At 62.9% G+C, this 13,415-nt stretch carries 12 protein-coding genes; 5 read left to right on the plus strand and 7 right to left on the minus strand.

The genetic code is table 11. From position 1 onward, the window contains the following. Window positions 1-6 precede the first annotated feature (6 nt). Together ptsP and EL191_RS22260 are read right to left on the minus strand one after the other, a co-directional pair. Complete coding sequence (ptsP, locus tag EL191_RS22255; RefSeq protein ID WP_013717592.1) at window positions 7-2,286, minus strand: phosphoenolpyruvate--protein phosphotransferase; 2,280 nt, start codon at window positions 2,284-2,286, stop codon at window positions 7-9. An 18-nt stretch (window positions 2,287-2,304) separates the two neighbouring features. Beyond that, window positions 2,305-2,784, minus strand: coding sequence for an RNA pyrophosphohydrolase (locus tag EL191_RS22260; RefSeq protein WP_004373919.1), 480 nt, complete (start codon window positions 2,782-2,784; stop codon window positions 2,305-2,307). A gap of 144 nt (window positions 2,785-2,928) precedes the next feature. Between EL191_RS22260 and EL191_RS22265 the strand changes: the two genes are divergently transcribed. Continuing rightward, window positions 2,929-3,582 (plus strand): histidinol-phosphatase, encoded by a 654-nt coding sequence (locus EL191_RS22265; protein ID WP_041980288.1) that lies wholly within the window; start codon window positions 2,929-2,931, stop codon window positions 3,580-3,582. Window positions 3,583-3,757: 175 nt separating this feature from the next. Here EL191_RS22265 and EL191_RS22270 read toward each other — a convergent pair whose 3' ends face one another. Beyond that, complete coding sequence (locus EL191_RS22270) at window positions 3,758-4,198, minus strand: DUF2269 domain-containing protein (RefSeq protein ID WP_041980289.1); 441 nt, start codon at window positions 4,196-4,198, stop codon at window positions 3,758-3,760. A gap of 14 nt (window positions 4,199-4,212) precedes the next feature. Beyond that, on the minus strand, window positions 4,213-5,727 hold the full coding sequence (gene ilvA, locus EL191_RS22275) for a threonine ammonia-lyase, biosynthetic (protein WP_041980290.1): 1,515 nt from the start codon (window positions 5,725-5,727) through the stop codon (window positions 4,213-4,215). A gap of 159 nt (window positions 5,728-5,886) precedes the next feature. Between ilvA and rpiA the strand changes: the two genes are divergently transcribed. After that, on the plus strand, window positions 5,887-6,558 hold the full coding sequence (gene rpiA / locus EL191_RS22280) for a ribose-5-phosphate isomerase RpiA (RefSeq protein ID WP_013717596.1): 672 nt from the start codon (window positions 5,887-5,889) through the stop codon (window positions 6,556-6,558). A gap of 230 nt (window positions 6,559-6,788) precedes the next feature. Further along, window positions 6,789-8,741, plus strand: coding sequence for an autotransporter domain-containing protein (locus EL191_RS22285; protein ID WP_026042159.1), 1,953 nt, complete (start codon window positions 6,789-6,791; stop codon window positions 8,739-8,741). Window positions 8,742-8,765: 24 nt separating this feature from the next. On the opposite strand, the gene EL191_RS22290 is transcribed toward EL191_RS22285, so the two are convergent. After that, window positions 8,766-9,131 carry a DUF3703 domain-containing protein gene (locus EL191_RS22290; protein ID WP_041980291.1) on the minus strand — a complete coding sequence of 122 codons (366 nt, stop codon included), beginning with the start codon at window positions 9,129-9,131 and terminating at the stop codon, window positions 8,766-8,768. A 10-nt stretch (window positions 9,132-9,141) separates the two neighbouring features. Continuing rightward, on the minus strand, window positions 9,142-11,361 hold the full coding sequence (locus tag EL191_RS22295) for a heavy metal translocating P-type ATPase (RefSeq protein ID WP_041980292.1): 2,220 nt from the start codon (window positions 11,359-11,361) through the stop codon (window positions 9,142-9,144). An 80-nt stretch (window positions 11,362-11,441) separates the two neighbouring features. Here EL191_RS22295 and cadR point away from each other — a divergent pair, with 80 nt between their 5' ends. Together cadR and EL191_RS22305 are read left to right on the plus strand one after the other, a co-directional pair. Further along, window positions 11,442-11,894 carry a Cd(II)/Pb(II)-responsive transcriptional regulator gene (cadR, locus tag EL191_RS22300; RefSeq protein ID WP_017363166.1) on the plus strand — a complete coding sequence of 151 codons (453 nt, stop codon included), beginning with the start codon at window positions 11,442-11,444 and terminating at the stop codon, window positions 11,892-11,894. Window positions 11,895-11,954: 60 nt separating this feature from the next. Beyond that, entirely contained in the window at window positions 11,955-12,290 is a 336-nt protein-coding gene (locus EL191_RS22305) for a YegP family protein (RefSeq protein WP_013717600.1), read from the plus strand. A 139-nt stretch (window positions 12,291-12,429) separates the two neighbouring features. Here EL191_RS22305 and EL191_RS22315 read toward each other — a convergent pair whose 3' ends face one another. Next, window positions 12,430-13,344 carry an SdiA-regulated domain-containing protein gene (locus EL191_RS22315; RefSeq protein ID WP_041980293.1) on the minus strand — a complete coding sequence of 305 codons (915 nt, stop codon included), beginning with the start codon at window positions 13,342-13,344 and terminating at the stop codon, window positions 12,430-12,432. Window positions 13,345-13,415 lie beyond the last annotated feature (71 nt).

The following is a 13,415-nucleotide window of genomic DNA, read 5'->3' on the forward strand; positions in this document are numbered from 1 at the left end:
CGCGACTCAAGCCTGGATATTGGACGCCGGGTTGATCACCCGCCCCAGGCCGAGATTACGCAGTGCCAAGTGCAGGGTGCTGTAGATCAGGTGCGGGTTATCCATGGTCATCACCTGGCCCAACAGTTCCTTGGCCTTGCTCTGGGTGACCTGCCGCAGTAGCCATTTCACCTTGGGCAGGTTGGTGGCGTTCATCGACAGCGAATCGAAGCCCATGGCCAGCAGCAACACAGCCGCCGCCGGATCACCCGCCATCTCGCCGCAGATGCTCACGGGCTTGCCTTCCAGATGGGCGTCATGCACCACCTTCTGCAATGCCTGCAGCACCGCCGGGTGGAGGAAGTCGTAGAGATCGGCCACGCGCGGGTTGTTGCGATCCACCGCCAGCAGATACTGGGTCAGGTCATTGGAACCCACCGAGAGGAAATCCACCTGCCGCGCCAGCTCGCGGGTCTGGTACACCGCCGCGGGAATTTCAATCATCAGGCCGATGGGCGGCAGCGGCACATCGGTGCCTTCGTCACGCACCTCGCCCCAGGCTCTGTGGATCAGGTGCAACGCTTCTTCCAACTCCTGAGTGCCGGAAATCATCGGCAGCAGGATGCGCAGATTATTCAGCCCCTCGCTGGCCTTGAGCATGGCGCGGGTCTGCACCAGGAAGATTTCCGGATGGTCGAGCGTGACGCGGATACCGCGCCAGCCGAGGAAGGGGTTCTCTTCCTTGATCGGGAAATAGGACAGCGCCTTGTCACCGCCGATATCCAGAGTGCGCATCGTCACCGGCAGCGGGTGGAAGGCCTGCAACTGTTCGCGGTAGGTAGCAAGCTGCTCCTTCTCGCTGGGGAAGCGCTCGTTGATCATGAACGGCACTTCGGTGCGATACAGGCCGACACCCTCGGCACCGCGCTGCTGGGCACGGGCCACATCGGCGAGCAGGCCGGTGTTGACCCACAGAGGCATACGATGGCCATCGAGCGTTTCGCAGGGTAACGCACGCAGGGCGTCGAGGCCCTCGGTGAGCTGGCGCTCCTCCTCGACCACATCGGCGTACTGCTTGCTCAGCAGCTCGCTGGGGTTGGTGAAGACTTCGCCGTGGTAGCCGTCGACAATCAGTTTGATGCCGTCGATCTTCGAATACGGCAGGTCGACCACGCCCATAACCGTGGGAATACCCATGGCGCGGGCGAAGATCGCCACATGGGAGTTACCCGAGCCAGTCACCGAGATCAGGCCGACCAGCTTGCCTTCCGGGACTTCGCCGAGCATCGCCGGCGAAAGCTCCTCACTGACCAGAATGGTGTTGTCGGGGTAGACCAGCGAGGTCTTGCGCTCTTCCTGCAGGTAGGCCAGCAGGCGGCGGCCCAGGTCACGTACATCGCTGGCGCGCTCGCGCAGGTAGGCATCGTCCATCAGCTCGAAGCGCTTGACGTGGTCGAGCACCACCTGGCGCAAGGCGCCCTGCGCCCACTGGCCGGTGCGGATGATCTTGCGCACCTCATTACCCAGCGCGGCGTCCTCGAGCATCATCAGGTAGACGTCGAATAGCGCGCGCTCTTCCTTGCGCAGTTGGGTGGCGAGCTTTTCGGAAAGCTCCTGCATGTCCTCGCGCACCCAACCCAGCGCCTTGTCGAACAGTTCCAGCTCGGCGGCGATGTCATCGACGCTTCGGTCTGGAACTACATTGAGATCGGCCGGGGGCAGCACCACGACAGCGGTTCCGACCGCTGCCCCCGGCGCACCCGGCACGCCGACGAACTTGGCCTCCTGTACGCCTTTGCCCTGGCGCCCCAGACCGCGAATCGAGCCGGTTGCCTCGGCATGGGCGATGACGCCTGCAAGCTGCGCGCTCATGGTGACCAGGAAGGCTTCTTCGCCCTCGTCGAACTGACGCCGCTCCTTCTGCTGCACGACCAGCACACCCATCACGCGGCGGTGGTGGATGATCGGTGCACCGAGGAAGGAGGCATAACGCTCCTCGCCAGTCTCGGCGAAGTAGCGATAGCGCGGGTGGCTGGCGGCGTCTTCGAGGTTCAACGGCTCTTCGCGGCTACCCACCAGGCCGACCAGACCTTCGCTGGGCGCCATGCTGACCTTGCCGATGGAGCGCTTGTTGAGGCCGTCGGTGGCCATCAACACGAAGCGGTTGGTTTCCGGGTCCAGCAGATAGACTGAACAAACCTGGCTGCCCATCGCTTCTTTTACACGCTGCACAATGATCGACAGCGCCGCCTTGAGATCCTTGGCGGCGTTCACTTCCTGGACGATCTTGCGCAGCGTATTGAGCATGCTCGATTGGGGTCCGTATCAGTCGCGCACTATCAGGCGCGGGGCAAGTTCCTTGAGCGCACGGCGATAAACCTCACGCTTGAATGTGACCACCTGCCCCAGCGGGTACCAGTAGCTTACCCAGCGCCAGCCATCGAACTCCGGCTTGCCGGTCAGGTCCATGCGCACACGGTCCTCGGCACCGGTCAGACGCAGCAGGAACCACTTCTGCTTCTGCCCGATGCACAACGGCTGGCTGTGCGTACGCACCAGACGCTGCGGCAGACGATAACGCAACCAGCCGCGGGTACAGGCGAGGATCTTAACGTCCTGCTCTTCGAGCCCGACCTCTTCATTCAGTTCACGGTAAAGCGCCTCTTCCGGCGATTCACGATCATTGATGCCGCCCTGCGGAAACTGCCAGGCGTCCTGATTGATACGCCTGGCCCAAAGCACCTGGCCGACATCATTGGTCAGGATGATGCCGACATTCGGGCGGAAACCATCAGAATCGATCACGGCAAGCAACCTCGTACACGCAAGTTCCGGCATTGTTCCACAAAGCCGAGTCCAGCAGCAACGCGGGTTTGGCGGCAGTGGGAAAGCCCGGCCAAAGCGGCTATTCTGGCGCGCCCCAAACCTTTGCAGAACAGGTATAGAACCGTGCGCTTGGCCCTTTTCGATCTCGACAACACCCTGCTGGCTGGCGACAGCGATCATAGCTGGGGCGAATTCGTCTGCCAGCGCGGCCTGGTCGATGCTGCCGAGTACCTGGCGCGCAACGATGCCTTCTATGCCGACTACTGCGCCGGCAAGCTGGACGTGGTGGCCTACCAGAATTTCAGCCAGGCCATTCTGGGTCGCCATGAAATGGCGCAACTGGCGCAGTGGCACCGCGAGTTCATGACCGAGGTGATCGAGCCGATCATTCTCGCCAAGGGCGAGGCGCTGCTGGCCGAACACCGCGCCGCAGGCGATAAGCTGGTGATCATTACCGCCACCAATCGCTTCGTCACCGCGCCCATCGCCGAACGTCTCGGCGTGGAGACGCTGATCGCCACCGAGTGCGGCATGCAGGACGGCCGCTATACCGGCCAGATCACCGGCACACCATGCTACCAGGGCGGCAAGGTGACGCGCCTGAACGAGTGGCTGGCCGAGACGGGGTACAACCTCGACGGTGCCTACTTCTATAGCGATTCGCGCAATGACCTGCCGCTACTGGAAGCGGTGGCCAATCCGGTGGCGGTCGACCCGGACGACGTGTTGCGCGCCATCGCCATCGAGCGCGGCTGGCCGGTGATTTCGCTGCGCTGAGAAGACGTAGGGTGCGCCGTGCGCACCGCAGACTGCTTCATTAGCAGCCAGTGCATACAGCCTGGCCGGCCCCGCGACACCCTACAGGGCTTGGCAGTCGAGATGCGCGAACCACAAGCCCTCGGGCACCCTCTCCCAGCGGGAGAGGGTCATCAGAAGCCGCTCTGCGGCTGCTTCATACCGGCTTGGCGCCCATCAGCGCCATGATGGCAATCAACAATACCAGGATGAGCCCGGCATAGATCAGGCACAGACGCTTCAGCGCTGTCGGCGCTGGCGCATCGCCCAGCGCACGCCAGGTAGCCAGACGACCGGCCAGCAATAGGCCGATCAGCATCATCAGCGCGTAGAGAATGCTACCCAACAGTAGCCAGGTCTGCCCCAGCGGCCAGCCGGCGGTGTCCACCAGCCAGTAACCGGTGATCGGCAAACTCAGCGCCAGCACAGCGAACGCCGGGAAGCTGAACAACAGGGTCACGCGCAGCTTGCGCGCCAACACTGTCGCATCAGCATTGCGCTGCGCCTTGAACAGCATGACACCATGGGCGATCAGGCCGAGCAGCAGCAATACGCCCGGGGCGCTGTGGAGAATGCGAACCAGCAGGTAGTGTTCCATCACGAAGTCCTTGTTCAGCCGAGAAACAGGCGATAAGCCGGGTTGTCACTTTCATCCCAGTAGGGATAACCGATGGCGTCCAGCGCTGCCGGAATCAGGTGGCGTTCGTCTTCCGGCACCTGCAGCGCGGCCAGTACGCGGCCATCGGCGGCGCCATGGTTGCGATAGTGGAACATCGAGATGTTCCAGCGCCCACCCAGCTTCTGCAGGAAATTGAACAGTGCACCGGGACGCTCGGGGAACTCGAAGCGCAGCACCACCTCGTCACCGACACCGGCAGCATGGCCACCGACCATATGGCGGATATGCAGCTTGGCCAGTTCGTTATCGGTCAGGTCCAGTACCGGGAAGCCCTGCGCGCGCAGGCCCTCGACCAGCGCAGCACGCGGGTCGTTTTCCGGGTGGGTCTGCACACCGACGAAGATGTGCGCTTCACGACCGGTGTGAAAACGGTAGTTGAATTCGGTGATCTGGCGCTTGCCCACCGCCTCGCAGAAGGCCTTGAAGCTGCCGGGTTGCTCAGGGATGGTCACGGCGATGATCGCCTCGCGCTTCTCACCCAGCTCGGCACGCTCGGCCACGTGGCGCAGACGGTCGAAGTTGACGTTGGCGCCGGAATCGATGCCCACCAGCACTGCGCCCTTGGCGCCCTCACGCTCGACGTACTTCTTGATCCCGGCCACGGCCAACGCGCCGGCCGGCTCGGTGATCGAGCGGGTATCGTCGTAGATATCCTTGATCGCCGCACAGATCTCGTCGGTGCTGACAGTGATCACCTCATCGACGTGATGCTTGCAGATATCGAAGGTGTGCTGGCCAATCTGCGCCACCGCCACACCATCTGCGAACAAGCCGACCGTAGGTAGCACCACGCGCTCACCAGCCGCCATCGCCTGCTGCAGGCAGTTGGAGTCGTCCGGCTCGACGCCGATCACCTTGATTTCCGGGCGCAGGTATTTCACGTACGCGGCGATGCCGGCGATCAGGCCACCGCCACCGACCGGCACGAAGATGGCGTCGATGTGGCCCTGATGCTGGCGCAGCACCTCCATGGCCACGGTGCCCTGGCCGGCGATCACCAGCGGATCATCGTACGGGTGAATGTAGGTGTAGCCCTTCTCCTCCACCAACTTCAGCGAATGCGCCAGCGCCTCGGGGAAGGCATCGCCGTGCAGCACCACCTTGCCGCCACGCGAACGCACGCCCTGCACCTTCAGCTCCGGCGTGGTACGCGGCATGACGATGGTCGCCTTCACCCCCAGATGCTTAGCCGCCAGGGCCAGGCCCTGCGCATGATTGCCGGCCGAGGCGGTGACCACACCGCGCGCCAGCTCTTCGGCGGACAGTTGCGCCAGCTTGTTGTAGGCGCCGCGAATCTTGAACGAGTACACCGGCTGCAGATCCTCGCGCTTGAGCAGAATCTGGCTGCCCAGTCGCTCGCTGAGCTGACGGGCGGGTTGCAGCGGGGTTTCCACCGCGACGTCATAGACGCGCGAGGTGAGGATCTTCTTCACGTACTGTTCGAGCATGGCGATTTCGCAGGCGTTCGGGCTTGGAGGGGACTGCCGAGTCTACCCCAGCGCCGCGCCGCCCGACCATACAAAACACGCGGGTTTTGCCCCGTCAGCCAGGTACTTGCGGCTATAATTCGCGCCTTGTTCCCCCATCTCCCCAGGCACTTCACCGCGATGAACCAGGATCAGCTGAAACAGGCCGTGGCCCAGGCCGCCGTCGACCACATTCTTCCGCGCCTCGACAGCAAGAGCATCGTCGGCGTCGGCACCGGCTCCACCGCCAATTTCTTCATCGACGCGCTGGCCAAGCACAAGATGGAATTCGACGGAGCCGTGGCCAGCTCCGAAGCCACCGCCGCGCGCCTGAAAGGCCATGGCATCCCGGTGTACGACCTCAACGCCGTCAGCGACCTGGAGTTCTACGTCGATGGCGCCGACGAGAGCGACGAGCGCCTTAACCTGATCAAGGGCGGCGGCGCAGCCCTGACCCGCGAGAAGATCGTCGCCGCCGTGGCCAAGACCTTCATCTGCATCGCCGACGCCAGCAAGCTGGTGCCGGTGCTGGGCGAATTCCCGCTGCCGGTGGAAGTGATTCCGATGGCGCGCAGCCATGTCGCCCGCGAGCTGGTCAAGCTGGGCGGCGATCCGGTGTACCGCGAAGGCGTACTGACCGATAACGGCAACATCATCCTCGACGTGCACAACATGTCGATCGTCGACCCGGTGAAGCTGGAAGCGGACATCAACGCCATCGTCGGCGTGGTCACCAACGGCCTGTTCGCCGCCCGCCCGGCTGATTTGCTGCTGCTCGGCACCGCCGAAGGCGTGAAAACGCTCAAGCGCTGAGCCTATGGGCGGGTGTGACCAACACCCGCCCCCCGCTTGTTTGCACCAAATAAGCGCCCGCCTGAAAGATTCCTGCTCATTCACAGCAATCGCCACTCGGCACTCGTCCGTCTTTTTACGATGACGCGACACTTGCATGCATGTTCTGCGTCATTTCCCTGCACGTTTCGATTTCAGGCCCACATACTGCTCTGCGCTGAATGCCACAAAAACACCATAAGGAGCATGATGTGATCAAACCCCTCATCCTGGGAATGGGCCTGACCGGCACGCTGTTATCTCCCTTGGCCCTGGCCTACCAGTACGGCGAGTACGCTGGCGAAACCGTAGACACACTGATCAATGACTATCCGGGCCGTTACCGCGATACCTCCAACTTCGCAGGCGCGACTGATTGGATGGAGGAGCGTCTCTCAGCGACTGGATACAACAGCTATCGCCAAGACTTCACCTGGGCAGGCAACCGCAACTCACAGAACGTGATCGCCGAAGCTGGCGGCGTCACCGGCAACAACCTGGTCATCGGTGCCCACTTCGATACCTACTTCGGCCGACCCACCCTGCAAGGCCTGGACGACAACGCCTCCGGGGCGGGCGTGCTGACGGAGATCGCCCGTAACCTGGCCGGGCTCTCCTTCGAAGACGGCGTGACCTTCATCGGCTTCGGCGCCGAAGAGGAAGGCCTGAGGGGCTCGCGCGCCTACGTCGATTCTCTGGATACCGAAGCACGCGCTCGCCTGACCGGCATGATCAACATCGACAGTCTGATCACCGGTGACATGATGTATGCCCACGCCGGCTCCGACAGCACTTCAGCGCCGGAGCTGGCTTCGCTCCGCGAGCACACCTTCCGTATCGCCGAGGAACTGGGTATCGACCTGCATACCAACCCAGGTCTCAATGCCGGCTACCCGGCAGGCACCGGCTGCTGCAGCGACGCTGAAAGCTTCGAGGGGTTGGGCATTCCAGTGCTGTTTGTTGAAGCCACCAACTGGGACATCGGCGCCCTCGATGGTTACGACCAGACCACCAACCCGGCCATCCCGGGTGGCGCAACCTGGCACAACCCAGCCCTGGACAACGAAACCGTACTGGTTGGAGCCTTCGGCGAGGAGCGCATCGCACAACGCCTGCGCGACTATTCCCGCCTGCTGACCCGCCTGGTGCTGGAAGCCACCAATACTGACCTGCGCTATGCGGCGCAATCCGGTGGCGCCATGCTGGGCACCCTGGAAGACACCCTGACACGCCAGCAGCACACCCACCAGCAGTTGCTCGAGCGTCGCTGGCAGACTCTACGGGCCATACCGCGCGAAGTCGGCAGCGTCGACGGCAGCGTTGGGATTGAAGGTCAGCTCTCGCCCAGCGGCGGCTTCGACAGCCCGCTGGACCAGCGCTCGCGCCAGGCTACCGCCTACCTGTTTGGCGACACCCAGCTCAGCGAGTGGCTGAACCTTGGCGCTGGCCTGAGCTTCACCCGCGGCAAGGACGACCTGCAGCACGGTGGCAAGGTCGAGAGTGATACCTGGCAGGCGGGCCTCTATGCGCTGCTGAGCAACGCAGGGCCTCTGTGGCTGAATGCCGACATCAGCGCGGGTCGTACGCGCTTCGACCTGGACCGTTCGGTTTTCATCCAGGGCAACGCAGGCGGGCCCGTATTGCTTAACCAGCAGCTCACGGGCGAGACCGACGCGACCTTCTGGGGCGCGCGCCTGCTCGGTGGCTATGACCTGCTTTTCGGCGACTGGCGTACCGGCCCGCAAGTCGGCATCGACTATCGCCACTACAAGCTAGACGGCTTCAGCGAGAAATCTACGCAACGCACTGCCCTGCGCTTCGATGACGAACGTTTCGACTCCATAGAGCTGAGTCTCGGCTGGCAGCTTCGCGGCAACTTCGCTCTGGGTGGGGCGATGCGCTTGCAGCCTTACGCCAGCCTGGCCTGGATCGAGGAACTGGGCGATGGCGTTAGCGACGACTTCGTGGTCACCAGCCTGGTCGATGGTTCGGCACGACGCGTGGCCAATGGCCTGGAGAACGACAAGCACTTCGCGCGTGCGCGCCTGGGCGCACAATTGGCCGTCAGCGAAGCTCTCGCCATCTACGCCGAGGCGAACGGACGTCTACAGCACGACAATGGCGACCAGGCCGGTTACACCGTAGGTCTGCAATACCTGTTCTGATGTGACAAGGCGAGTGCCGGGCGCCTAGTCTCCCGGCACTCGCCCTCGACGTTCAGTCGCCAGCAATGACCGCAACTCCTCAGCGACCGGCATCGGTCGAAAGGCACTGACCCGCGCCCGTCCGGTGTTGCCGATAGGCACCCAGATACGCGAGAACAGCAGCGCCGCCAGGATGCGCGGCATTTGCCCCAACACCTCACGCGTATCGCCTTGTTGCCAGCCGGCGCGCAGCATCAGCCAATGTGAACGCGCATGCAGCCATGGGCGACACTGGGTGAGGATGTGCGCCCGCTCCAGCCAGACCAGCGCTGCGGCGCTACGGCGAGCAGCCAGTTCGTGCAACGCCTGGGCAAAGGCTTCGTCGATCGCGTCTTGCAACTTCATGTGCATGGCAGCTTCCTTATTTGCGCAACAGGCGCAGGCCGTTGAATACAACCATCAGGCTGACGCCCATGTCGGCGAACACCGCCATCCACATGGTCGCCTCACCTGCCAGGGTCATGCCCAGGAAGATCGCCTTGATGCCCAGCGCCAGGACGATGTTCTGCAGAAGGATCGCGTGGGTCTGCCGGGAAAGACGGACGAAAGCCGGAATCTTGCGCAGATCGTCGTCCATCAGTGCGACGTCGGCCGTCTCGATGGCAGTATCGGTGCCAGCCGCGCCCATGGCGAAACCGATCTCGGCCCTGGCCAGCGCCGGGGCATCGTTGATGCCATCACCAACCATGCCGACCACCTTGCCGCGTGCCTGACTCGCCTCGATCCAGGCCAGCTTGTCCGCTGGCAGCAGGTCACCGCGCGCTTCATCGACGCCGACCTGCTCGGCGATGGCCGCTGCAGTGTGGGCGTTGTCACCAGTGAGCATGCAGGTGCGTACCCCCAGCTCATGCAGTTCGGCGACCGCCTCGCGGCTGGTCTGGCGCACCGTGTCAGCGACGGCGAAAAGCATCAGCGCGCGCTGCTCGTCACACAGCACCACTACGCTCTTGCCCTGACGCTCCAGCGCTTCGAGACGCTGCTCCAACTGCGCCGAGCAGAGCCCGAGGTCCTCGACCAGACGGTGATTACCCATATAGAGCAACCTACCGTCGATCCGCCCTTTGGTTCCCCGCCCCGGCAGCGCTTCGAAATCCTCGATGTTGTGCAGCACTTGCCCCAACTCTTCAGCTCGCAGGGCCAGCGCTCTGGAAACCGGGTGATCGGAGCGCGCGGCCAGGCTCGCCGCCCAGATCACATGCAGAGGTTCGTCCGCCTCCAACAGGTGGAGGCTGTCGGTCTGCACTGGTTTGCCATGGGTCAGGGTGCCGGTCTTGTCCAGCGCCAGCAGGGCCAGGTGGCGGCCATTCTCCAGATACACGCCGCCCTTGATCAAGATGCCCTTGCGCGCCGCAGCAGCCAGGCCGCTGACGATGGTCACCGGAGTGGAAATCACCAGCGCACAGGGACAGGCCACCACCAGCAGTACCAGGGCGCGGTATACCCAGTCGAACCAGGCGCCACCGCTAAGCAGCGGCGGCAACACCGCCACCGCCAGGGCAAAGACGAAAACCACCGGGGTATAGATACGCGAGAACTGGTCGACGAAGCGTTGGGTCGGTGCACGCGAACCCTGCGCCTCCTCCACCGCATGGATGATGCGCGCCAGGGTCGTGTCGCGTGCCGCTGCCGTTACGCGGAATTCCAGCGAGCCCGCCTCGTTGATGGTGCCGGCGAATACCGGGTCACCCGCACGCTTTTCCACCGGCAGGCTTTCGCCGGTGATGGGCGCCTGGTTGACCGTCGAATTGCCGCTGACCACTTCGCCATCGAGGCTGATGCGCTCGCCCGGACGGACACGTACCACGGCGCCCAGGCCAATGACCTGCACATCGACTTCCTGCCAACTGCCATCGGCCTGCCTGACAGTCGCGCGCGGTGGCGCCAGATCCATCAGGCCGCGGATGGCGTTGCGTGCCCGATCCAGCGAGCGCGCCTCTATCAGTTCAGCCAGAGTGAACAGCACCATCACCATCGCCGCCTCTGGCCACTGGCCGATCAGCACCGCACCGGTCACGGCGATGCTCATCAGGGCGTTGATGTTGAGGTTGCGGTTTTTCAGGGCGATCCAACCCTTCTTGTAGGTATTCAGCCCACACAGCCCGATGGCGACGACGGCAAGCACAGCCACCCACCAATCCGGCCCGAGCGCAGCGAAATGCACCACCTCCGAAGCGGTTGCCAGCACTGCCGCCAGCGCAAGCGGCCACCAGGGCTTCTTCGCAGGCGCGGCGACCGGCTGTTGAGCAGCGCCTTGATCCTCCACCTGCGGGGTGAAGCCAAGTGCCTGAATCGCGGGTACTACCTGGGCCAGCGCCCCCTCGTCATGGCTGACGGTGAGCACCCGCTGCAACAGGTTGAACTGCAGGCCCGTCACGCCGGGCAGGCGGCCCAATGCGTCTCGGATCAGGCGTTCTTCCGTCGGGCAGTCCATCTGCTCGATACGGATGCGGGTATTGCACGCCCCCGCCAGCTCATCCGCAGACGACTGGTGAACAGGGTCGTGATCATGCCCGGCATGGTCATGGCCATGCTCGTGGTGGGCGGGTGGCTGTTGGTGCGAATGGTCGCAGCAGCGGCTCATGGCGAATCTCCGTCAGGTCTCTGTTGCGCAGTACACACCCTGTAGTCACTATAGGGTCAAGCACCCAAGGAGGCGATCGCATGAAAATCGGGGATTTGGCGAAAAAGGCCGGCTGCCAGGTGGAAACCGTCCGCTACTACGAACGCGAGGGCCTGCTACCCGCCCCGGCACGGACAGAAGGCAATTACCGCCTGTACGGCAGTCCGCACCTGGAGCGCCTGGTGTTCATCCGCAATTGCCGGACACTGGACATGACCCTGGAGGAGATCCAGCGGCTGCTGGCCCTGCGCGACCTGCCCCATGAGAGCTGTGCCGGCATCAACAGCCTGGTGGACGAGCACATCGAGCACGTCGAAGCCCGCATCAACAGTCTGCTGGCACTACGGGACCAGCTCACCGAGCTGCGTGATCGCTGCAACAGCCCACAGGAATCCGAGGACTGCGGCATCCTGCGTCAGCTCAACGTCAGCGGCGGTGTGCAGCCACTACCGGACGATGGCCATACCCATGTTGGCAAGAGCCACTCGCATTGATGAACTACGCTTGCTGAGCACCGTTCCGGTATCTCACCGGACGCTCAGGGAGAAACGAAAATGCCTGGAAAGTTCGAACTGAAGAAGGCCAAAGACGGCCAGTTCCATTTCAACCTGCTGGCAACCAATGGTCAGGTCATCCTCAGCAGCGAGATGTACAAGGCCAAGGACTCGGCGCTTAACGGCATCGCATCGGTGAAGAAGAATTCGCAACGTGAAGGTGCCTTCGAGACCAAGACCTCGAGCAACGACAAGCACTACTTCCTGCTCATGGCCACAAATGGCCAGGTGGTCGGGCAAAGCCAGATGTATGCGAGTGCCGCAAGCTGCAAGAGCGGAATAGAGTCGGTACAGAAGAATGCGCCGACTGCTGCTCTGGACGACCAGACCGGCTAGCAGGCTGCTGAAAACGTAGACGAGGCAGGCAAGACAAGGCAAAAACAGCCGAAAAAGCGGAGTTTACAAGCTGTAAATGAGCATTTTGAGGCTGTTTTTAACGCAGTATTGCCAACGTAGGCAGTTTTTCAGCGGCCTGCTAGTCGTTCTGCTTCCTAAACACATAGAACAGGTTCGGCTCGCTGATCAGGTAGAGATTGCCCTCATCGTCCGTGGCGACACCCTCGGCCTGCGGCACACCGCGTTTGAGGCCATGCTGGCCGGGCAACAATGAAAGGGTACTGATCGGCTTGCCCTCGGCATTCAGCTCGATCACCAGGCGCGATTCGTCTGACAGGGCCAACAGATGGCCGGTTGCCGCATCGAAGTCGAGGCTGGATAGGTCGCGCACAAACAGCCGCGCATCGCGCTTGGGGTCGGTATTGACCTGCAGCGCCAGCGGCTTGCCGTCGTCCACATGCGGGAAGCCGAGCACCTCGAAGATACGCACCGGATCGCGCTCCTTGGCTACCAGCAAACGCTGGTTGGCGGCGTCATAGGCCAGGCCTTCGAATCCCTTGTTGCCATTACGGCCGATGCCCAGCGAAAGCTGCTGGAAATCGGTGGCGGCGAGCACGCGGGTAGCATCGTCGATACGCACCTTGACCAGACGCTGTTCGCGCTCGTCAGCGATCACATAGGTGCCGGGCGCCACGTACTCGATGGCCTCGGGATCACCAAAACCTTCAAGATCGATGGTGCGAAGGAGATCGCCCTGCAGGCTCAGCTCGATTACCTTGGCCGGTTTATTGGTGACGCTGAACAGGCTGCGACGATCTGGATCGTAGGTCAGCGCCGAGACATCACTGATATTGGCGATGGGCTTGGCCTCGATCACTACGCGGTAGTCGCCCAGCCAGAGCGACTGTTCGCGCCACTGCTCACCATGCTGCCACTCCTGCACGGAAAACCAGGCTCGCTCGAACAGCCGATATTGCTGCCCCACAACGGCGGCCACCAACAGCACGAAGAACAACAGATAAAGCCAGGGGTTGATGGAGAGCAGACGGCGCATGGTGAATTTCTCTGACGACCACAGAAAAGCCCGCCACGATTATTACGTGGCGGGCATGCGGTGAAGCGCGA

This window comes from Pseudomonas mendocina, from assembly GCF_900636545.1.
Classification (GTDB): domain Bacteria; phylum Pseudomonadota; class Gammaproteobacteria; order Pseudomonadales; family Pseudomonadaceae; genus Aquipseudomonas; species Aquipseudomonas mendocina.

What these genes read in the sequence shown, in the direction of transcription:
- ptsP (WP_013717592.1), bottom strand. Translation starts at nt 2,286, where the DNA reads ATGCTCAATACGCTGCGCAAGATCGTCCAGGAAGTGAACGCCGCCAAG.
- EL191_RS22270 (WP_041980289.1), bottom strand. Translation starts at nt 4,198, where the DNA reads ATGGAACACTACCTGCTGGTTCGCATTCTCCACAGCGCCCCGGGCGTA.
- ilvA (WP_041980290.1), bottom strand. Translation starts at nt 5,727, where the DNA reads ATGCTCGAACAGTACGTGAAGAAGATCCTCACCTCGCGCGTCTATGAC.
- rpiA (WP_013717596.1), top strand. Translation starts at nt 5,887, where the DNA reads ATGAACCAGGATCAGCTGAAACAGGCCGTGGCCCAGGCCGCCGTCGAC.
- EL191_RS22290 (WP_041980291.1), bottom strand. Translation starts at nt 9,131, where the DNA reads ATGCACATGAAGTTGCAAGACGCGATCGACGAAGCCTTTGCCCAGGCG.
- EL191_RS22295 (WP_041980292.1), bottom strand. Translation starts at nt 11,361, where the DNA reads ATGAGCCGCTGCTGCGACCATTCGCACCAACAGCCACCCGCCCACCAC.
- cadR (WP_017363166.1), top strand. Translation starts at nt 11,442, where the DNA reads ATGAAAATCGGGGATTTGGCGAAAAAGGCCGGCTGCCAGGTGGAAACC.
- EL191_RS22305 (WP_013717600.1), top strand. Translation starts at nt 11,955, where the DNA reads ATGCCTGGAAAGTTCGAACTGAAGAAGGCCAAAGACGGCCAGTTCCAT.
- EL191_RS22315 (WP_041980293.1), bottom strand. Translation starts at nt 13,344, where the DNA reads ATGCGCCGTCTGCTCTCCATCAACCCCTGGCTTTATCTGTTGTTCTTC.